At 67.1% G+C, this 20,135-nt stretch carries 20 protein-coding genes; 9 read left to right on the top strand and 11 right to left on the bottom strand.

Going from position 1 to position 20,135, the window contains the following annotated elements; all coding sequences use genetic code 11:
• Positions 1-2: 2 nt before the first annotated feature.
• The 4 genes from FHT98_RS24620 (at position 3) to FHT98_RS24605 (ending at position 3,015) form a co-directional block, all read left to right on the top strand.
• Complete coding sequence (locus FHT98_RS24620; protein WP_113586914.1) at positions 3-1,241, top strand: cysteine desulfurase; 1,239 nt, start codon at positions 3-5, stop codon at positions 1,239-1,241.
• A gap of 16 nt (positions 1,242-1,257) precedes the next feature.
• Positions 1,258-1,641, top strand: coding sequence for an SUF system Fe-S cluster assembly protein (locus FHT98_RS24615; RefSeq protein ID WP_142115604.1), 384 nt, complete (start codon positions 1,258-1,260; stop codon positions 1,639-1,641).
• A gap of 37 nt (positions 1,642-1,678) precedes the next feature.
• Positions 1,679-2,017: a hypothetical protein gene (locus FHT98_RS24610; RefSeq protein WP_061967778.1), complete on the top strand. Its 339-nt coding sequence runs from the start codon at positions 1,679-1,681 to the stop codon at positions 2,015-2,017.
• Positions 2,018-2,127: 110 nt separating this feature from the next.
• A complete protein-coding gene (locus FHT98_RS24605) occupies positions 2,128-3,015 on the top strand; it encodes a PhzF family phenazine biosynthesis protein (protein ID WP_142115603.1) in 888 nt (295 codons plus the stop codon).
• Here FHT98_RS24605 and FHT98_RS24600 read toward each other — a convergent pair.
• A complete protein-coding gene (locus FHT98_RS24600) occupies positions 3,010-3,366 on the bottom strand; it encodes an MmcQ/YjbR family DNA-binding protein (RefSeq protein ID WP_142115602.1) in 357 nt (118 codons plus the stop codon). The two genes, FHT98_RS24605 and FHT98_RS24600, sit on opposite strands and share 6 nt — an antisense overlap.
• 19 nt (positions 3,367-3,385) lie before the next feature.
• Complete coding sequence (locus FHT98_RS24595) at positions 3,386-4,453, bottom strand: malate/lactate/ureidoglycolate dehydrogenase (protein WP_185745258.1); 1,068 nt, start codon at positions 4,451-4,453, stop codon at positions 3,386-3,388.
• Positions 4,454-4,684: 231 nt separating this feature from the next.
• On the opposite strand from FHT98_RS24595, the gene FHT98_RS24590 reads away from it, so the two are divergent.
• Positions 4,685-5,074 (top strand): HesB/IscA family protein, encoded by a 390-nt coding sequence (locus FHT98_RS24590; RefSeq protein ID WP_142115600.1) that lies wholly within the window; start codon positions 4,685-4,687, stop codon positions 5,072-5,074.
• A 27-nt stretch (positions 5,075-5,101) separates the two neighbouring features.
• On the opposite strand, the gene FHT98_RS24585 is transcribed toward FHT98_RS24590, so the two are convergent.
• On the bottom strand, positions 5,102-6,160 hold the full coding sequence (locus tag FHT98_RS24585; protein ID WP_142115599.1) for a GGDEF domain-containing protein: 1,059 nt from the start codon (positions 6,158-6,160) through the stop codon (positions 5,102-5,104).
• A gap of 186 nt (positions 6,161-6,346) precedes the next feature.
• Positions 6,347-7,822, bottom strand: a complete 1,476-nt coding sequence (locus FHT98_RS24580) for a DEAD/DEAH box helicase (protein ID WP_142115598.1) — start codon at positions 7,820-7,822, stop codon at positions 6,347-6,349.
• A gap of 162 nt (positions 7,823-7,984) precedes the next feature.
• Between FHT98_RS24580 and FHT98_RS24575 the strand changes: the two genes are divergently transcribed.
• Positions 7,985-8,680 (top strand): alpha/beta fold hydrolase, encoded by a 696-nt coding sequence (locus tag FHT98_RS24575; RefSeq protein WP_091859514.1) that lies wholly within the window; start codon positions 7,985-7,987, stop codon positions 8,678-8,680.
• Positions 8,681-8,739: 59 nt separating this feature from the next.
• Here FHT98_RS24575 and FHT98_RS24570 read toward each other — a convergent pair whose 3' ends face one another.
• From FHT98_RS24570 to parE, 3 genes are all read right to left on the bottom strand, one after another.
• On the bottom strand, positions 8,740-8,991 hold the full coding sequence (locus FHT98_RS24570; protein ID WP_061967792.1) for a hypothetical protein: 252 nt from the start codon (positions 8,989-8,991) through the stop codon (positions 8,740-8,742).
• 101 nt (positions 8,992-9,092) lie between these two features.
• Positions 9,093-10,034, bottom strand: a complete 942-nt coding sequence (locus FHT98_RS24565) for a LysR family transcriptional regulator (RefSeq protein WP_142115597.1) — start codon at positions 10,032-10,034, stop codon at positions 9,093-9,095.
• A gap of 155 nt (positions 10,035-10,189) precedes the next feature.
• Positions 10,190-12,271 (bottom strand): DNA topoisomerase IV subunit B, encoded by a 2,082-nt coding sequence (gene parE, locus FHT98_RS24560; RefSeq protein WP_091859509.1) that lies wholly within the window; start codon positions 12,269-12,271, stop codon positions 10,190-10,192.
• Between the two features lie 280 nt (positions 12,272-12,551).
• Between parE and FHT98_RS24555 the strand changes: the two genes are divergently transcribed.
• A complete protein-coding gene (locus FHT98_RS24555) occupies positions 12,552-12,749 on the top strand; it encodes a hypothetical protein (RefSeq protein WP_139163581.1) in 198 nt (65 codons plus the stop codon).
• A 166-nt stretch (positions 12,750-12,915) separates the two neighbouring features.
• Positions 12,916-14,307 (top strand): hypothetical protein, encoded by a 1,392-nt coding sequence (locus FHT98_RS24550; RefSeq protein WP_113586421.1) that lies wholly within the window; start codon positions 12,916-12,918, stop codon positions 14,305-14,307.
• Between the two features lie 9 nt (positions 14,308-14,316).
• Here FHT98_RS24550 and FHT98_RS24545 read toward each other — a convergent pair whose 3' ends face one another.
• The 3 genes from FHT98_RS24545 to FHT98_RS24535 all read right to left on the bottom strand — a co-directional run bounded on the left by FHT98_RS24545 (position 14,317) and on the right by FHT98_RS24535 (position 17,438).
• Positions 14,317-15,420, bottom strand: coding sequence for a glycosyltransferase family 4 protein (locus FHT98_RS24545; RefSeq protein ID WP_142115596.1), 1,104 nt, complete (start codon positions 15,418-15,420; stop codon positions 14,317-14,319).
• Positions 15,421-15,593: 173 nt separating this feature from the next.
• Positions 15,594-17,003, bottom strand: a complete 1,410-nt coding sequence (glnA, locus tag FHT98_RS24540; RefSeq protein ID WP_061967803.1) for a type I glutamate--ammonia ligase — start codon at positions 17,001-17,003, stop codon at positions 15,594-15,596.
• A 96-nt stretch (positions 17,004-17,099) separates the two neighbouring features.
• A complete protein-coding gene (locus FHT98_RS24535) occupies positions 17,100-17,438 on the bottom strand; it encodes a P-II family nitrogen regulator (RefSeq protein ID WP_061967805.1) in 339 nt (112 codons plus the stop codon).
• A 278-nt stretch (positions 17,439-17,716) separates the two neighbouring features.
• Between FHT98_RS24535 and FHT98_RS24530 the strand changes: the two genes are divergently transcribed.
• The gene (locus FHT98_RS24530) at positions 17,717-19,246 is read left to right on the top strand and encodes an NAD(P)H-hydrate dehydratase (RefSeq protein ID WP_248309305.1); all 1,530 of its coding nucleotides are present in this window, start codon (positions 17,717-17,719) and stop codon (positions 19,244-19,246) included.
• A gap of 79 nt (positions 19,247-19,325) precedes the next feature.
• Here FHT98_RS24530 and FHT98_RS24525 read toward each other — a convergent pair whose 3' ends face one another.
• Entirely contained in the window at positions 19,326-20,123 is a 798-nt protein-coding gene (locus FHT98_RS24525) for a PRC-barrel domain-containing protein (RefSeq protein WP_142115595.1), read from the bottom strand.
• Positions 20,124-20,135 lie beyond the last annotated feature (12 nt).

Below are 20,135 nucleotides of genomic sequence, written 5' to 3'. Positions count from 1 at the left end.
CCATGAACGCGCTGGCGAAGCCCTACGACGTCCAGGCGATCCGCAAGGATTTCGCGATCCTCAGCCGGGAAGTCTATGGCAAGCCGCTGGTCTATCTCGACAACGCCGCCTCGGCCCAGAAGCCGGAAGCGGTGATCGAGGCGATGACGCGGCTGATGCGGGAGGACTATGCCAATGTCCATCGCGGCCTCCACTATCTCGCCAACGCGTCGACGGAAGCCTATGAGGCGGCTCGCGAAAGTGCGCGCCGCTTCCTGAACGCGGCGCATCTGGAGGAGATCGTGTTCACGCGCTCCTCCACCGGCGCGCTCAACACGGTGGCCTCGTCGCTTGGCCGATACCTGAAGATCCAGGAAGGCGACGAGATCATTCTCTCGATCCTGGAGCACCATTCCAACATCGTGCCCTGGCACTACTGGCGCGAGCGCCATGGCGCCGTGATCAAATGGGCGCCGATCGACGAGGACGGCAATTTCCTCATCGAAGAGTTCGAGAAGCTGATCTCGCCACGCACCAAGGTCGTGTCGCTGACGCAGATGTCGAACGCGATCGGCACGATCATCCCGATCGCCGAGGTTGCTGCGATCTGCCGCTCATACGGCATTCCGCTGGTGGTCGACGGCAGCCAGGGCGCGGTGCATCTGCCGGTCGACGTGCAGGCGCTGGGCTGCGATTTCTACGCCTTCACCGGCCACAAGACCTATGGGCCGACCGGCTCCGGCATTCTCTGGGGCAAGAAGGAATGGCTCGACAAGCTGCCGCCCTACGAGGGGGGCGGCGAGATGATCGTCACCGTCAGTGAAGACGCCGTGACTTATAACGACCCGCCGCACCGCTTCGAATCCGGCACCCCGGCGATCGTCGAGGCGGTGGGGTTGGGCGCCGCGCTCGACTACATGATGGCGCTCGGCCGCGAGAATATCGCAGCGCATGAGGCCAAGCTCGGCGCCTACGCGATGGAGCGGCTCGGCGAGATGAACTCGATCCGCATCTTCGGCAAGGCGCGGGAGAAGGGCGCGATCGTCGCCTTCGAGATGAAGGGCGCCCATGCCCATGATGTCGCGACCGTGATCGACCGTGCCGGTGTCGCAGTCAGGGCCGGCACCCATTGCGCCATGCCGCTTTTGGCACGATATGGAGTGACATCGACCTGCCGCGCCTCCTTCGGGCTCTACAACACGCTCGAAGAAGTGGACAAGCTGGTCGATGCCCTGCGGAAGGCCGAGAGCCTGTTCGCCTGACCGGGATTTTGAAGAGATGACCGACAGCGTCGCTGAAGAGATCAAGCCGAACGCCCCCGCCATGGGCAAGGGCACCGCGTTGCCGCCGGAGGAGATCGACCGGCTGACGGATGATATTATCGCCGCCCTGAAGACGGTCTACGATCCCGAGATTCCCTCGGACATCTACGAACTGGGCCTGATCTACCGCGTCGATATCGCCGACGACCGGCAGATCACGATCGACATGACGCTGACCGCGCCGGGCTGTCCGGTTGCCGGCGAGATGCCGGGCTGGGTCGAGAATGCCGTCAGCACGGTGCCGGGCGTCGCCGGCGTGACGGTCAACATGACCTTCGATCCGCCCTGGGACCAGTCGCGCATGTCCGACGAGGCCCGGGTCGCGCTCGACATGTGGTGAGGCTGGACCCGTCCGCTGCTCTCGCGCATGATGCCTTATGCGCGAGACGAAGTGGGATTATCTGGTCTTTCCCTTCCTGGCCGCCCTGCTGATCGGCGTGTTCTACGCCTCGCTGCGGCTCGTCGGCTTCTTCGGCCTGGGTGTGCTCGGTCTCGTCATCGGCTTCATCACCGTGCGGATGGACCTCGAGCGCGACGGGGCGAGCAGCGATCCCTCGGCATTGGCCGAACAGTTCAAGGCCCGCGAGCGGATGTCGCGCTCGGAACGCGCCGAATTTCAGGCCGCGCAGGCGTTCCGGCTGAAGCCGCTCTTCATCGCGCAGATCGTTGCGACCGGCTTCGTCATTATCGGCTTCGGCCTGCATTTCCTGCTGTGACGGCGGCGGTCGCGCGCGCGTGATCGATCGCATGATCGACCTTCATTATTCCCGGCCGGAGAAGGATGGCATCAAGACGGAGCGCAGGATTGTCGCCACCGGAGCCCGCCATGCCCAGCTTTCCCTACGAAACCGTCGACGTCTTCACCGATCGCGCCTTCGGCGGCAATCCGCTCGCCGTCTTCACCGATGCACGCGGGCTCTCCGATGCCCAGATGCAGGCGCTCGCGGCGGAGATGAACTATAGCGAGACGACCTTCGTCCTGCCGCCGGATGATCCTGCCAATGACGCGCGGGTGCGCATCTTCCATCGCACCGCCGAGATGCCCTTCGCCGGCCACCCCAATGTCGGCACCGCCTGCGTGCTGGCGCGTCATGGCCGCGACCGCAACGGCGTCCTGCGCTTCGAGCAGATGGCCGGGCTGGTCGAGATTGCCGTCGAGCGCGATGCGGCCGGGGCCGTATCGGGCGCCGTCATCGCCGCGCCGCAGGCTCTGTCGCTCGGTGTCGAACTGCCGGCGGACCGGATCGCCGCCTGCGCGGGTCTCTCGCTCTCCGACATCGTCACCAGCGGTCATAAGCCGGTCCAGGCTTCGCTTGGGGTGAAATTCGTGCTGGCAGAGGTCGCGCCCGCCGCGCTGGCCGGTGCCGCACCTGATCTCGCCGCCTTCCGCACGCTTGAGGGCCAGCATGCCGAATTGCAGGGGCGGCTGTCGCTGTTCCTCTATGCCCGCGACGGCAACGCGGTCCGGGCGCGGATGTTCGCGCCGCTGGCCGGCACCTGGGAAGACCCCGCGACCGGCAGCGCCAGCGCCACGCTCGGCGCGTTGCTCCTGTCGCTCGATGGCGGGGGCGAGGCGGCCTACAGCATCACGCAGGGCGTCGAGATGGGGCGGCCGAGCCGCCTGAACGTCACGTCGCGTCGCGCTGCGGACGGCTTCCGCTCGCGGGTCGGCGGTGGCTGCGTGCCGATGTTCCGCGGGGAGGCGCTGCTATAGCCCCAGTTCGGCCCGCGCCCGCTTCGTCAGCCCGGCGGCGATGAGGCGGTGGCTCTCGGCGAGATAGTCCCGCAGGGCATCGTCCGGCATGCTCTCGCCGGTAAGCCACTGGATCCATTTCATGCCGCGCGAGGCGAGATAGGGCGCGGGCCTGAGGCCCGGCTGCTCGCCCAGGATGTCGAAGGCCATCGGCGAGCATTTGAAGGAGACGGCCATCTCGCCGTCCTCCTGCTGCCGGCCGAGGGCGAAGACCTTGCCGCCGACCTTCCAGACATCGCCGCCGCCCCATTGCACGACATGGCTCGTGGCGGGGAGGCTCGCGCAGAAGGCGTTATAGGCCGCAGGCGACATTGCGTTGGTAACTCCTGGCTCAGTAGCTCTCGGCGTCGATACCGTGCTTCGCAGCCGCGGCCACGATCTGCGACCAGGTCTCATCATCGAGCGGGATGCCGGCCGCCTGCCGTTCGATCCTGACCTTGCGCTCCTTGTCGCCGGGCGCCAGCACCGGGTTGGCCGGGTCCTGCGGCTTCGCCGCGCGCACGAAGGCGAGATAGCTCTCGGTGCGGCTGCGGCGCAGCTCCGCGTCCGGCTCCAGCCGCGCCGGATCGATGATGACGCCGAAGAGCGAGTTGATCACCCAGGTCTTCTGCGGCTTCTGGTCGATGCGGGCTGCGCCCATCAAGCCCGCCGAGAGCAGTTCCGCGATCAGCGAGAGGCCGGCACCCTTGTGGTCGCCGAAGGGCAGGAGCGCGCCGAGCGGATGATCGGGACTGGCGAAGACATGGGCGGGATCGGTGGTCGGGCGGCCCTCGCCGTCGATGATGTAGCCGGGCGGCACCTGCTCACCCTTGTTGAGGGCGACGCGCGCCTTGCCATGGGCCATGCGGCTGGTGGCGAAGTCGAGGATCAGGGGCTCGCCGCCGGGGACGGGGATGCCGATGGCATGGGGATTGGTGCCGAAGCGGGCTTCCTTCGCCGCATAGGGCGCGACGATCGGCGGGCGGCCGGCGACATTGACCCAGAAGAACGAGATCAAGCCGGCGGCGGCAGCGACCTCGGCATAATGGCCGATGCGACCGATATGATGGGAATCGAGCAGGTTGACGATGGCGACGCCGCCGGTCTGCGCCATGCCGATCGCCCGGTCGACGGCGTTGCGCGCGTTGGGCTGGCCGAGCGCGATCTTGCCGTCGATGATCAGGAAGGGCGCGGCGTCGACGCGTGTCTGCGGCTGTGAAGCCGGGCTGAGATTGTCGTCGGCCAGCGACTGGAAATAGAGCGGTAGCATCCCGACGCCGTGGCTGTCATGGCCGCTGAGATTGGCGAGGACGAGATGATCGGCCGTCTCCTGCGCCTCCGCTTCGGTCCAGCCGGCCTTCACGACCATGTCGCGGACGAGGGCGTGCAGCGATTCGGGGCGGTGCAGACGGTGCGCCATGGGTTTCCTGCCGTTTGGAAGAGGTCTTGTCGGAAGAGGTCTTGGGGCCTCGGGGGTCTTGAGCGCCAGAGTGCATGAGCGGGGCGGTTCCGCAATGCGTGGGGCGGGCAGGGGGCGGATACGAAGCGCATGGCGCGCTGGCGGCATCTCGACGAAAGCCCTGCCGATCCCTATGTTACTGGGAACAATCTTGCTTCACCGGGCCTTGAACCCGGTCGAGGAGGGACCACGATGTTTTCGATACCGGGCCTGAAGGTCATTTCGCTGACCGACGCCGCGGCCACCCGTATCCGCGAGATCATGGCGCAGTCTGCGGGCGGCGACGCGCCGGCGCTCGGCCTCAGGGTCGGCGTCAAGAAGGGCGGCTGCGCCGGCATGGAGTACACCTTCGAGATCGCCCGTGTGACCAGTAAGGGCGACGAGATCGTGACCGAAAAGGACGCGACGGTCATCGTCGATGCCAAGGCCGTGCTGTTCCTGCTCGGCACCGAACTCGATTTCAAGACCGACCGGTTCTCGTCGACCTTCGTCTTCAACAACCCCAATCAGGTTTCGGCCTGCGGCTGTGGCGAATCGGTCGAGATCAAGCCGCGCAGCGAGAGCGCGCTGGCGGCGTCCTGAGTTCAAGCCCGCTGGAATCCGGCTTGTTCAGGCCACGCGGCTGGCGGTCTCTAGGGCATCCTCGGTGACGGTGCGGTTGCGGCCGTCGCGCTTGGCCTGCATCAGCGACTGGTCGGCCCGGTCGACCAGCGAGCCGGCGGTATCGCCGCGGCGATAGCTGGAGACGCCGAGCGAGATGGTGATGCGGCCGAGATTCTCGTTGGTCGAGCGCTTGATCAATTCGCGGGTCAGCAGCGCCTGACGTACGGTCTCGGCGCCGAACTTGCCGGCGATCAGGTCGGCCTCGGGCAGGATGATGGCGAATTCCTCGCCGCCGAAGCGGGTGATGATCGCCTTGTCCTTGAACTTGTCCTTCATCGTGCGCGCGACGAGGCGCAGCACCTGGTCGCCCGTGAGATGGCCATGGGCGTCGTTGAAGCGCTTGAAGAAGTCGATATCGGCCATGACCAGCGCGAAGGGCTCGCGGCGCAGCGTTGCCTGATCGATCGACTTCTGCAGCATCTCCTCGAAATGGCGGCGATTGGCGAGACCGGTCAGGGGATCGGTCAGGGCCTCGGCGCGGGTCGATTCCAGCGCTTCGCGCAGGTTGCGGATCTCGTTCGAGCTGTTGCGCAGTTCCGCTTCGAGCTGCGCCTTGCGCGAGACTTCCTCGCGGGTCGACATCACCAGCGCCTCGACCCATTCGCGCAGCTTGTGCCGATCCGTCGCCGGCGGCACATCCTCGGACATGGCGCAGAGGCGGCCGTGATAGAGCTCGCTGGAGCCGAGCGCCTTGTCGACCAGCCCCATCATCGCCTCGATCTCGCCGAGAACCTGAAGGCTGGTGCGCTCGGCCTGGCGCGAGAAGCGCTCGGTCGAGATGAAGCGTTCGTAGAGGCTGTCGATATCGGCCGCGGTGACCTGGCCGTCGCTGCCGGTGACGATGGCGCTCATCGCGATGCTGACGGCCGGCATTTCGCCGCTCAGATGGGCGTACCAGACCTCGAAGGCGCGGGGGTAGCTCGGCGAGCCGTGCTGCCGCATCGCCGCGACGACGCGCTCGGCGAGATCATCAGTGCGGGCGGGAACCGAAACCAGGTCGTCCATGCCATCGCCATTCCGGTATGAAGCCGGGTCGCGGCCTTCGGCCACGTCAGCTTCGATCAAGACAATCGAAGCGGGACATCCTGTCCGTATCTACGGCGGCATGCGCCCGTCCGCTGCGAAAGTCAGCCCGTCGCAGCGAAGGGCAATCTAGGTCGACATCGTTAAAAACCGGTTGATGCCGTAACGTTATCCGACACGCGCCGGGCGCAGCAGGAAGGCCGGGACATGATCACCCAGGCCCTTCACCTGCGGACCGTCATCGTCGTCGCGGCCATGCGAGCCGCGCCCGCGGCGGGGGGCATCCTGATTGCGGGCGGCAGGCGGGGGCGCTGCCGTCTCGGAATCCGGCCGGATCGGCACGCGGCGCGGCTTGCGCTGCGTATCGGCCACGGTCTCATCGGCATCCGGCCGCGCGGCGCTGGAATCGGCGCGTGCCCCGCGTTCGGGACGGCCACGGCCGCCGCGCGAGGAGGAGCGCTTGTCGTCCCGGCGGCCGCTGCGACGTTCGTCGCGCGGTTCGCCCGGGGGCAGGGCGTCGAGGCCGGGGCCTTCGAAGGCGATGGTCTGGCCGGTTAGCTTCTCGATCGCCGCGACGAGCTTGTCGTCATGGCGGGTGACGATGGTGAAGGAAGCGCCTTCGCGGCCGGCACGACCGGTGCGGCCGATGCGGTGGACATAGTCCTCGGCATGGGTCGGGACGTCGAAGTTGAAGACATGGCTGACGGCGGGAATATCGAGGCCGCGCGCCGCGACGTCCGAGGCGACGAGGATCGGATTCTCGCCGGTGCGGAAGGATTCGAGCGCCGCCATGCGGGCGTACTGATCCATGTCGCCATGGAGGGCGACCGCCGGAAAGCCATGGCGCTGCAGCGACTTGTGCAGCGTCGCGACATCGCGCTTGCGGTTGCAGAAGACGATCGCGTTCTGCAGGTCGGTCGCGCCTTTGATCAGCTTGCGCAGCGTCTCGCGCTTCTCGAAATCCTGCGCATTGGATGCGATCAGGCGCTGGGTGATCGTCGCGGCCGCCGTGGCGGGGCGGGAGACCTCGACGCGGACCGGGTTGTGCAGGAACTGCTCGGAGATGCGGGTGATCTCCGGCGGCATGGTCGCGGTGAAGAACAGCGTCTGCCGCGTGAAGGGAACCAGCTTGCAGACCCGCTCGATGTCCGGGATGAAGCCCATGTCGAGCATGCGGTCGGCCTCGTCGATGACGAGAAGCTCGACGCCGGTCAGCAGCAGCTTGCCGCGCTCGACATGGTCGAGCAGGCGGCCGGGCGTCGCGATCAGCACATCGACGCCGCGGGTGATCTTGGCATCCTGGTCGCCGAAGGAAACGCCGCCGATCAGGAGCGCGACCGAGAGCTTCTGGTTGACGCCGTAGCGGGTGAAGTTCTCCTCGACCTGCGCCGCGAGCTCGCGCGTCGGCTCCAGGATCAGGGTGCGCGGCATCCGGGCCCGGGCACGGCCGGTTTCCAGGATGGTCAGCATCGGCAAGGTGAAGGCCGCGGTCTTGCCGGTGCCGGTCTGGGCAATGCCCAGAACGTCCTTGCGGGCGAGAACATGCGGAATGGCCTGGGCCTGGATGGGGGTCGGCGTGCTATAGCCTGCGGCGGTGACGGCCGTCAGAACCTTTTCACTCAAGCCGAGTTCGGCAAATGACATCGCGTATGGTGCTTCTTCTGGGTCGGTGAAACACGGCGGGATGACCTGCTCAACCACCGCGTTGGCGCGACGACAGTTCCTGCGCGCCTTCGGACCCGTGTGGAATGCAAAGAAAACGCGGCAAAGTCAATCATCTAGCCTTGAAAGGACTGCTTTAACCTCATGAAGGAGCCGCTTGTTCTCGTTCCCGGCCTGAGTTGCAACGCCGCGCTCTATGCTCCGCAATGGCCTGCGCTTGCCGATGGACGCCCCATCCTGGTCGCCGATCACGCCCGCGATGACACGCTTTCCGCCATCGTCAAGCGCTTGCTCGCGGCCGCTCCGCCGCGTTTCGCGCTCTGCGGCCTGTCGATGGGCGGCTATGTCGCGTTCGAAGTGCTCAGGCAGGCGCCGGAGCGCGTGACGCGGCTGGCCTTGCTCGACACCAGCGCCAAGCCGGCGACGCCCGAGACCAACCTGCCGCGTGAGCAGATGATCGGGTTGGCGGAGAAGGGGGCTTTCGACAACGTCACGACACTGCTCTGGCAGAAACTGGTCGCGCCGGCGCGCCTGACCGATGAGCCGCTGCGCCTGCTGGTGCGCGGGATGGCCGACGACGTCGGAGCCGAAGGTTTCGTGCGCCAGCAAAAGGCGATCATGAAGCGGCCGGACTCGCGGCCGATGCTGGCAGGTCTATCGATTCCGGTGCTGGTGCTGGTGGGCCAGGAGGATGAGATCACGCCCGTTGCCGAAGCGCAGGAAATGGCCGGCCTCGTCGGTGCTCGCGGACGGCTGGCGATCGTGCCCGGCTGCGGTCACCTGTCGACGCTGGAAGTGCCCGAGGTTGTGACGGCGGAACTGTTGCGCTGGCTCGGCTGATACTTGTCATTGCGGGGCGCACCGCAGGCGCGAAGCCGGAATGACAAGGATGATCCTGATCAGCGGGGCAGGGCGCAGGGGTCGAGCTTCGTGTCGCCCGCCGCCCGGGCGATCGAGCCCGTGGTCATCGGGTCGCGCTTGGAGGCGGCGAGGCTGACCTGGGCCAGGCGGTCCTTGTCGAGCGAAGCGGTCTGGCTCGACAGGAAATTCGCGGCGATGACCGACAGGAAGGCGATGGCCGCGCCGGCCTTGGCGATATCGGCGGCGATGGTGCCGCGATTGTTCTTCCAGAACAGTTCGATCAGGCGCATGGCGCACTCTCCACGGCCCGTGACATCACGAGCTTTGCGGCAGCATGCGCCCTCAGCAGTAAAAGGATGGTTAGCCAAGTCTTGCCGGATTGCGGACGAATTTAGCGATCGCCTGCATTCTCGCTGGTTCTGCCGATCAGGCGGGCCTGCTGTTCCTTGAACAGCTTGCGCAGGGCGCTCAGCACCGCGGCGACGCCCGGCCTGCGGCGCGAGACCTCGTGCGAAACCAGGAAGATGTCGTCACCGGTCTGCTCGGGCGGCGGCTGGAGGCGGCGCAAGGTCGGATCGGCATCGCCCATGAAGCAGGGCGCCATCGACAGCGCCCCGGACGAGCGGACGCTTTCGTAGCGCGCAGCCGAATCGCCGACGCGCGCCGCGATCGGGCGGCCAGCGGCATAGGCCATGATGTGGTCGTCGATCCGCGAGGAGGTTTCGCGATTGACCGAGATGATCGGCGCGGTCGCGGGATCGATGTCGCGGCGAACATAGAGCGCCTGCATCAGCCGCCCGACCTTCTGGGCGTAATGGCCGGGCTCACCCGGAACCCTGGTCATGCGGAGCGCGATATCGGCTTCGCCGCGGCTCAGGTCGAGCCGGTTGCGCGTGCTGATGATGACGATCTCGACCCCGCCCGCGGCTTGTGAGATCGCCGTCGCGTTCATGGTCAGGAGCAGGCTGATCGAGGTGGTGGCGGTGATGCGGACAGGCGCGTCGGCTTGCGGGCGAGCCGTGTCCGCGCGGATCGCGAAGCGCCTGGCGGCGGCTTCCACGAGAGCCGCCTCGGTTGCGAGCTCAATGCCGATCGCGGTCGGTACGAGCCGGTTGGCTTCGCGGGTGAAGAGCTGCAATCCGAGCCCGGTCTCGAAGGCCTTCAGCCGGCGCGCGACCGTTGCCTCGCTCAGGCCTAGGCGCGCCGCTGCCACGGCCATCGACCCGCCGACGGCGATGGCGTTGAAGATCCGGATGTCGTCCCAGGATACCTGTCCGGCCGGGGATGCCAGATCGCCGTCGCGTCGAGATGGAGGGGAAGCAGGCTCGCCCATGCGCTCAGTGGCCAGTCCCAGGAGGTATGGTGTCGGCGATCATGGCGGTCCGGAGTGTGGGGAGGGTTCGACATGCGCGAACCCTGCCGGGAAATGTCTGCTCGGGCAGCCCGCCGGGCGTGAGCCCCAGCCCTGCAAGGATGCAGGGCTGGGGCTCACAGGTCGATCAGTTCGCCGGCAAAGGCGGCGCGTTCCTGGATGAAGACGAAGCGCGCTTCCGGCTTGTTGCCCATCAGGCGCTCGACTGTGTCGGAGGTCTCCTCCTTGGCCTCGTGATCGACCATGACCTTGAGCAGGATGCGCTTGCTCGGGTCCATCGTGGTCTCCTTGAGCTGGGCCGGCATCATCTCGCCGAGGCCCTTGAAGCGCGAGATCTCCGGCTTCTTGCCCTTGAAGACGGTCTCGATCAGTTCGTCCTTATGGGCGTCGTTGCGGGCATAGACGCTCTTGCCGCCGTGCTGGAGGCGGTAGAGCGGCGGCACGGCGAGATAGAGATGGCCCTTCTCGATCAGGCGCGGCATCTGGCGCCAGAAGAAGGTGACGAGCAGCGAAGCGATATGGGCGCCGTCGACATCGGCGTCGGTCATGACGATGACCTTCTCGTAGCGCAGGTCATCCTCGCGGAACTGGGTGCCGATGCCGCAGCCGAGCGCCAGGATCAGGTCGGCGAGCTGCTGATTGGCATTGAGCTTCTCGCGCGTGGCATTGGCGACGTTGAGGATCTTGCCGCGCAGGGGCAGGATCGCCTGGTTCGAGCGATTGCGCGCCTGCTTGGCCGAGCCGCCGGCCGAGTCGCCCTCGACGATGAAGAGCTCGGAGCCGGCCGCGCCCGCATTCGAGCAATCGGCGAGCTTGCCGGGCAGGCGCAGCTTTCGCGTTGCGGTCTTGCGCGAGACTTCCTTTTCGAGGCGCCGGCGCAGGCGCTCCTCGGCCCGGTCGACCGACCAGTCGAGCAGGCGCAGCGCCTGCTGGGGCGCGGCGGCGAGCCAATGGTCGAAGGCGTCGCGGATCGCGTTCTCGACGATGCGGTGGGCTTCCTGCGTCGCGAGCTTGTCCTTGGTCTGGCCCTGGAATTCCGGCTCGCGGATGAAGACCGAGAGCATGGCGGCGCAGGTCGCCATCACGTCGTCGGAGGTGACCTGCGCCATGCGCTTGGACTGGCCGATGCGCTCGGCATGGTCGCGCAGGCCGCGCAGCAGGGCGATGCGCAGGCCCTGCTCATGCGTGCCGCCTTCGGGCGTCGGGATCGTGTTGCAATAGGAGGAGGAGAAGCCGTCCTCGCCGGTCGCCAGCCAGGCCACAGCCCATTCGAGCGAGCCGTGGCTGCCTTCCCGGGTGATCTTGCCCGAGAAGATCGGCTCGGCGACGAGGTCCTTGCCCTCGATCTCGCGGCCGAGATAGTCGCGCAAGCCCCCGGGGAAGCGGAACACCGCTTCGGCGGCGACGTCGCCCTCGGGCTTCAGCAGCGACGCTGCGCAGGTCCAGCGGATCTCGACGCCGCCGAAGAGATAGGCCTTGGAGCGTGCCATCCTGAACAGGCGGGCCGGCGAGAAGGCCGCGCCCTCGCCGAAGATCTGCGCGTCGGGGTGGAAGCGCACGCGGGTGCCACGCCGGTTGGCGACGGCGCCGACGGTTTCCAGCGGCCCCTGCGCCAGGCCGCGCGAGAAGATCTGGCGATACAGCGTCTTGCCGCGCGCGACCTCGACCTCCAGCCGGTCCGACAGCGCATTGACCACGGAGACGCCGACGCCATGCAGGCCGCCCGAGGTCTCATAGGCCTTGGAATCGAACTTTCCGCCGGCATGCAGCGTCGTCATGATGACTTCGAGCGCCGACTTGCCCGGAAATTTCGGATGGGGGTCGACCGGGATGCCGCGGCCATTGTCGGTGACGGCGATCGAGCCGTCCTCGAACAATTCGACATCGATGAAGGTGGCGTGGCCGGCCACCGCCTCGTCCATGGCGTTGTCGATCACCTCGGCGAAGAGATGATGCAGGGCGCGTTCGTCGGTGCCGCCGATATACATGCCCGGCCGGCGGCGCACCGGCTCCAGCCCTTCGAGGACCTCGATGGCGGAGGCGTCGTAGCCGGTCTCCGAAAGGGTGCCGTTGCGGGCAGGGGATGCGGGCGGCTGCGGCGCCTTGGGAGCAGCGGCGGGCGAGCGGGCTTCCGGCCTCGGGCTCGCCGCGTCGGGCCGCTCCGGCTCCGCACCGAAAAGATCGCCGTTATCCGCCATTGCCACCAAATGCTTCCTGATTCGCGCCTTCGAACTCTAGCGCATTGCGGTCCGTCATGCCCTGTCAGGGGCAGCTTATAGACGCCTCATTCCCGGATCGAAACCGCCTCGTCTCCAGCGATCGCATGCCTGTCACATCCCTGTCGCCGGCTTGGGCAAGAGCGGGGCGGAACCGAGCCGTTCAGGCCACGTTAACCATCCGTGCCGAGGATGGTCAGCACGTTCAGGCCTATGCGGATTTCCGCAATGCGCTATGATCGGTCTACAGGGGGAGAAGGCCGTGGCTTCGCGTCAGTCAGTGCCGGTTGCGGGTATCGCGGGTTTGCAGCGTGCTGCACGCCTCGCCGGCGAATCCTTCGGTCATGAAGATGTCATCGGCACGCCCCTGGCGGCGAGCGATCCGCATGCTTCGCGCTGGGTCTGGTGGCTTGCGGCGATCGCCGCTTCGGCCGGGCTTGCGGTTCTGCACTTCTCCTGAACGCCGCCCCTCGGGCCGCGCGGAAATATCAACCTTTATGCCCTAGGTCTGTGGCCGGAGGGCAATGGGATGTTTCGCGTCATCGTCACGGATAGCGGATTGGCCGAGAGCGGCGCGCTGCCATGTGCCGCACCGGTTCGCGCGGCCTGAGCGGAGCGTCGCGCCGGTGGGCCAGATCGCCGCTCTTGGAGCCTATGTCTATCAGGCCGTGCTGGCGCTCGTGCTGCTGCTGCTGGTCTCGCGCATACTGCCGGCGCGGGATTTCACGCATTATTCGCTCTTCGTCACGATCAGCCAGTTCGCCAGCATTGCCGTCTTCGAGTGGATCCGGTTCTCCTGCAGCCGGTTCTATCCCGGCGCCGACGAGACGGCGCAGCGCTCGGTCATCGCGTACGCTTTCGCCGTTTGCGCTGCTCTTTGCCTGCTCGCGGGAGCAGGCGTTCTCGCGTCGGGCGCGGTTGCGCCGGGCATCGCCGTCGGTGGAGCCTTTTTTGCGGCGTTCCAGGGCGGCTCGGAGCTGCACCTGACGATGCTGCGCTTCCGGCAGGATTTTCGGCTGTTCTCGATCCTGCAGGCTGCCCGGGCGTCACTCCTGGCGATCGGCACGGTCGGCGGAGCCATGCTCGCCCCGACGCTTTCAGGCGCGGTGGCCGGCATGCTGGCCGGAAGCCTCGCCTATGTCGTGCTGGCGCGGCTTGCCGGGGGGCCGCTGGCGCGAGGGCTCCATCGGCCGCAGCGGCATCTGCTGAAGAAGTACCTCGCCTATGGCGGCGTTTCGGCGGGAGCCTCCGTGGCCAGCCTTCTGGCGCCGCTCGGGCTCAAGGCGCTGATCACGGCGGTGGTCGGCAGTCAGGGCGCGGCCGGCGCGCTGCTAGCGCTCGACCTGCTGCAGCGGCCCTTCATTCTGGTCGTCTCGGCGCTCCATGCGATCCGCTATCCCGAACTGGTCGCGAGCTATGACCGCGAGCCGGGTTCGCCGGCCTTCCGGGAGCGCCTCGGCGGCTACTACGCACAGCTTGCGAACTGCTCGCTGGTAACGGCGGCAGTGATCCTGTGCCTGCTGGCGCCGGCCGCGACCTGGCTGGTCAAGGCCGAACTGCGCGAGACCTTCCTCCTCGCCGCGCCGGCCGTGACGATCCTCGCGCTGCTGCGGGCCTGGGTGCAGAACCTGCTGCCGACGCCTGCGCACCTGACGCAGCGCCTGAGGCCGATCATCGGGCTGGCCGTGACCGACGCCATCCTGCTCAACCTGAGTTCGCTCGCCGGCTGGGCCTTGTCCGGCGGCTCGCTGACCGGGTTGCTTTACAGCGGTGCCGCGGGGGCGGCCGTGGCCATGATCGTGGGGACATCGCTGTTCCTGTCGATGCCGTTCCGATGGCCCGGGCTCACGCTGGGCAGCGCGCTCGCCGCGTTCGCCATCGCCGGGATCGCCAATGCCGGCACGCCGCAGACATCGCTGCCGGTGTCGCTGGCCGTCATGCTGCTGTGCATTCCGCCGACGGCCGCGACCGTCGCCGCGCTGCTCCGGCGCCCGGGTGCTTCACCGGATATCTCGTGACGGGCGTGGTCAGCGCCGCGGCGCAGCCATGTCCGACAGGGTCGACAACAGGGCCTCGGCGCTCTTGTCCCAGGAGAAGCGCGCGAGGTTGGCATGGCCCTTCCCGACCAGCCCGGAGGTATCGCCGCCGGCGCCCATGATCTGGCGCATTGCGTCTTCGAGGCTGGCGCGATCGCGCGGGTCGAAATAGAGCGCCGCCTCGCCGCAGGCTTCGCGGACTGCCGGAATATCCGCAGCCAGGACCGGGCAGCCCTGCGTCATCGCTTCGAGCGGCGGGATGCCGAAACCCTCGTAGAGGCTTGGAAAGACGAAGCCGCGGGCCCGGCGTTCGAGCGCGACGATCTCGGCATCGGTCAGCCGCCCGGTGAAGATGAGGTTCTCGGCGCTCGCCGGCGCATCGGCCTTGAACACGCCGCTCCGGTCGAGAGCGCCCGCGATGACGAGCTTCCAGCCGCGATCGCCGAGAGCATCGAAGGCGCGGATGGCGAAATCGATGTTCTTGTTGGGCTTCAGGGTGCCGAGCATGAAGAAGAAGTTCGTGCCCTCGAGGCCGAGGCGCGGCAGGACGGTTTCGTCCGGAACCAGCCCGGAGAAATGGTCGGTGGCGTTGTAGATCACCGGAATGTTGTCCGGGCGGACACGAAAGATCGTGCCGAGCTCGCCGCGCGAGAAGCGGGAGACCGTCGCGATGCGCGCCGTTCGCGTCAACCCGAAGCCGAGGGCCTTGTGGGTGACGCGGTACGCCCTGCTGAAGGCTTCCGGGTGACGGAAGATGGTGACGTCGTGGATGACGACGAGCTGCCGGCGGTGGAGCAGGGGGCCGCTGCCGCCGAAGCCGACGAGGAGGTCGCCCGCCGCCCGGCGCGCGAGCGCGGTCTGCTCCCAGAGGTGGCCTGAGAACGGCCCGAAGCGTTCGAGCGCGATATGCCGGAATTCATCGGTCCGGGGGACGTCTTCCGGCGCGAGGAGGCGCCAGCGCGCATCCTTGAGCTTTTCGGGAAGCGCGCCTGCGCCGATCCGCCGGTCGAGCGCCCTGGTCAGTTCGAACGCAAAGCGCTGCACGCCGGTCAGCGGCTGGCCGAGAAAGCGCCCGTTGATCGAGATCGTCTGCAAGTTTTGGGCACCGCCATCCAGCAATTCTCCGCCGAACCTGCCCGATCACGCGTGAAGGTGAGGTTACCCGGCTTCGCGACTCCCGCGCCCAACGAAAAGGCCGAGGCGTTGCCACCCCGGCCTTCCATGTCCTGCGGTCTCGGCCGGTGCCTGCGCAGCCGGCCGAAAATCCCTCAGTACGAGTAGTACATCGCGAACTCGACCGGGTGCGGCGTCATCTCGAAACGCGCCACATCCTGCATCTTGAGCTCGATATAGCTCTCGATAAAGTCGTCGGTGAAGACGCCGCCGGCCTTGAGGAAGGCGTTGTCCTTCTTCAGCGATTCCAGCGCTTCGCGCAGCGAGCCGCAGACGGTCGGGATCTTCTTCAGCTCGCGGGGCGGCAGGTCGTAAAGGTCCTTGTCCATCGCCGGGCCGGGATCGATCTTGTTCACGATGCCGTCGAGGCCGGCCATCATCAGGGCCGAGAAGGCGAGATAGGGGTTCGCCATCGGATCGGGGAAGCGGACCTCGACGCGCTTGGCCTTCGGCGAGGTCGTCCACGGAATACGGCAGGAGGCCGAGCGGTTGCGCGCCGAATAGGCGAGCAGCACCGGGGCCTCATAGCCCGGGACGAGGCGCTTGTAGGAGTTGGTCGAGGGGTTGGTGAAGGCGTTCAGCGCCTTGGCATGCTTGATGATGCCGCCGATGTACCAGAGGCACTCCTGCGACAGGTCGGCATATTTGTTGCCGGCGAAGAGCGGCTTGCCGTTCTTCCAGATCGACTGGTGGACGTGCATGCCCGAGCCGTTGTCGCCATAGACCGGCTTCGGCATGAAGGTCGCGGTCTTGCCGTAGCTCTGGGCGACGTTGTGGATGCAGTACTTGTAGGTCTGCAGCTGGTCGGCGGTCTTCACCAGCGTGTCGAACTTCATGCCGAGCTCATGCTGGGCCGAGGCGACCTCGTGGTGGTGCTTCTCGACGGCGACGCCCATCGAGGCCATGGCCGCGAGCATCTCGCCGCGCATGTCCTGCGCCATGTCCTGCGGCGGGACCGGGAAGTAGCCGCCCTTGGTGGCGATGCGGTGGCCGAGATTGCCACCTTCGTAATCGGTCATGCCGTTGGTCGGCAGCTCGGCGGCGTCGAGCTTGAAGCCCGTGTTGTACGGGTCGGCGGCGATCTTGACGTCGTCGAAGATGAAGAACTCGGCCTCGGGGCCGACATAGACGGTGTCGCCGATGCCGGTCGACTTGAGATAAGCCTCGGCCTTCTTGGCGATACCGCGCGGATCGCGGCTATAGGGTTCGCCGGTGGCGGGCTCGAGCACGTCGCAGTTGATGACCATGGTCGGAGCCGCGAAGAACGGATCCATCACGGCCGTGGTCGGATCCGGCATCAGCAGCATGTCGGACTCGTTGATCGCCTTCCAGCCGGCGATCGAGGAGCCGTCGAACATCGTGCCCTCGGCGAAGATGTCCTCGTCGATGATGCTGACGTCGAAGGTCCAGTGCTGCCACTTGCCGCGTGGGTCGGTGAAGCGGAAGTCGACGTATTTGACGTCGTTGTCCTTGATCGCCTTGAGGACATCCTTGGCGCTTTTCATTTCAGCAATTCCTCTTGCCAGCCATGTTCACATTCACGCTGCCGCAACCGGCTCCATCCGGCCTGCGGCTCGTTATCCGATGATGGGGAGACGACCTCAGATCGCGTCCGCGCCGGTCTCGCCGGTGCGGATGCGGATCACCCCCTCGATGCTCGATACAAAAATCTTGCCATCTCCGATCCGGCCGGTCTGGGCGGCCTTCGTGATCGCCTCGATGGCGCGATCCAGCATCTCGTCGGCGAGAACGATCTCGATCTTCACCTTCGGCAGGAAGTCGACGACGTACTCGGCGCCACGATAGAGTTCGGTATGGCCCTTCTGGCGGCCGAAGCCCTTGGCTTCCAGGACCGTGATGCCCTGCAGCCCGACCTCCTGGAGCGCCTCCTTCACTTCGTCCAGCTTGAAGGGCTTGATGATCGCTTCGATCTTCTTCATGCGCCGACCGGCCTCCCTTGCGTCTCGAGATCCGGCCGAGCCGGACTGTAGCTGGCGGAGCCTTCCGGCGCGGGAACGAACCCCGCAGCCCTGAACGCCTGCAGCCTTGCCTCTGCTCATAGCATTGGCGCCGACGCCCCGCCATGCGGCAGCGCCCGCCAACGCGCCCGGCGAAAAGGCAATAAACAGCATAAAAAATGGGCAAGTGCATATCGGTTGATCATAAGCGGCATTCCGCCGCAGCTTGCGGCCTGCCGGACGGCGCCTGAAGATGCGGCATGGACAACAGACGCGCCGACATGAAGGACAGGGCGGAGCTCGCCTTGCTGACCACGCAGCAGATGGCAGCCGCCGATCGCGTGGCCATCGCGGCAGGCACGCCCGGCATCGCGCTCATGGAGCGAGCGGGTCGTGCGGTGGCGGAGGCCGCTCTCAGGCGGGCAGGGGCGGGAGGATCCGTCACGCTGTTCTGCGGGCCGGGTAACAATGGCGGCGACGGCCTCGTCGCGGCGCGGCTTCTGCGCGAACGCGGGCTCAGGGTTCGCGTCGTGCTGCCGGGCGCCGCTGACCGCTTCGTCGGCGATGCCGCGATCGCGCTGGAGCGCTGGGCCGGACCGGTCGAGCCGCTGAACGCGCTTGCCGATAGGCAGGGCGATGTCTTCGTCGATGCGCTGTTCGGGGCCGGGCTGACGCGCCCGCTGGCTGGGGCATTTGCCGAAGCGGTGGCATGTCTCAACGGCGCGGGACGCCCCGTCATTGCCGTCGACATGCCGAGCGGCATATCGGGGGATACCGGCCAGGTGGAAGGCATTGCCGTCAAGGCGAGCGAAACCATCACCTTCTTCCGGCTGAAGCCAGGCCATCTGCTGCAGCCGGGGCGGTCGCTCTGCGGCCCCGTGACGGTCGCCGATATCGGCATTCCGGCTCAGCCTGCGCTCGAAGCGGTCGGGGTTATGGCATTCCGCAACGACCCCCTGCTTTGGCGCCATGCCTGGCCGGAACACCAGGCCGATACACACAAGTTCCGGCGCGGTGCGGTCGCTGTCCTGGCCGGCGGGGTTGCCGGTGTCGGGGCGCCGAGGCTGAGCGCGCGTGCGGCGCTGCGGGTCGGTGCCGGGCTCGCGACCCTGCTCTGCGAGCCCGAGGCCTTGCCGGTTCATGCGGCGCGCGGGCCGGACGCCTTGATGCAGCGGGCCGTCGCCGATCGCGGAGCACTGGAGGCCTTCCTTCGGGATCGCCGGGTTTCCGCTGTCCTGGCCGGTCCGGCGTTGGGGCTCGACCGGCGCGCGGACGATCTGCTGCGAGCCGTGATCGCGGATGACAGGCCGGCGGTGCTCGATGCCGATGCCCTGACCGCGCTTGCAGGACTCCCCGATGGCGGCGTGCGCCTTCTGGGCGGTCGCGGCGGCGACACTGTGCTGACGCCGCATGAGGGCGAGTTCCAGCGCCTGTTCGGCGAAGAGCCCGCCATTGCCGCCGAGCCTTCGAAGCTCGAACGGGCGCGGAAGGCCGCGGCGCTGTCCGGAGCTGTCATCGTCTACAAGGGAGCCGATACGGTCGTCGCGGCGCCTGATGGACGCGGCGCGATCAATGTCACGGGATCGGTTGCGCTGGCGACAGCGGGGTCCGGCGACGTGCTGGCCGGGCTGGTCGCCGGCCTGCTGGCGCAGGGCATGCCCGCCTTCGAAGCCGGTTGCGCAGCCGTCTGGCTCCATGGACTTGCCGGGGAGAAGCTTGGGATGGGGCTGATTGCGGACGATCTGCCAGAGGCCATACCGCCGCTGCTGCAGGATATCGCCGCGGCCTGATGCAGGCAGGACAAGGCCCGCCCCGCTTTCGCGAGGCGGGCCTTTCGAGCTAACCGGCCAGATTCAGGCCGTTGATCCGTCAGGTGCCGGAATAAGTCACGCTCGGAGCCGCCTTGAGCTGGTCCTTGGTCATCGTGATCTTGCCGTGATCCGGATACATCGCCGGCGCCTTCGGGGCTGCCGCGGCCGGCGGAGAGGCCATGCCGCCGCCCGTGCTGCCGGCGCTGCCGGACGGAGCGGGAGCAGGGGCTGCCGCGGCCATCGGCTGGTCGCTCCAGGTCACCTGGTCGAAGGGGACCGCGACATCCTTCGAACCGATACCGAGGAAGCCGCCGACGCCGATCGTGACCATCTCGATCTTGCCGGTCTTGTCGACGATCACCTCGGTGACGTCACCCACCTTCTTGTCGTCAGGGCCGTACACGTCGACGCCGATCAGTTTGCTCGTGCGCCACTTGCCCTGGCCGGCCAGATTGGTCGGGGCCGGGGTGCTGGCGCTCGTCTGCGCGGCCGTCGGCGCGGCGGGCGCTGAGGACGGCGGCGTCGGCGCGCTGGTTTGGGCCATGGCGGCTGTAGCGAGCATCGCGACACCAACGGTCGACAGCATGAAATGATGATGCCTGATCATATCTTCCTCCAAAATGCTTCCGCCAGTAGAGCGGCTCATAATGAGAACAATCGAGCAGCGATTTTGTTCGGATCGGCGGCGAAGGAATTTATGACCTCGGCCGAATGAGCCCGCGCAGAAATTCACGCAGGTGTATCGACCTACCGATCCTGCGGCATTTGCTTGATTGTGCCGGGCGATTGCTTGCCGGACGAAGCCGTGATCCAATGCCGCATTGTTGGAAACGCCGCAGCCGCGACGCTGTTCCAACCTCGGCCGCGC

This window comes from Allobosea sp. AK1 (genome assembly GCF_006714945.1).
Taxonomy (GTDB): Bacteria; Pseudomonadota; Alphaproteobacteria; order Rhizobiales; family Beijerinckiaceae; genus Allobosea; species Allobosea robiniae.
This window is presented reverse-complemented; position numbering and strand designations above follow the sequence as displayed.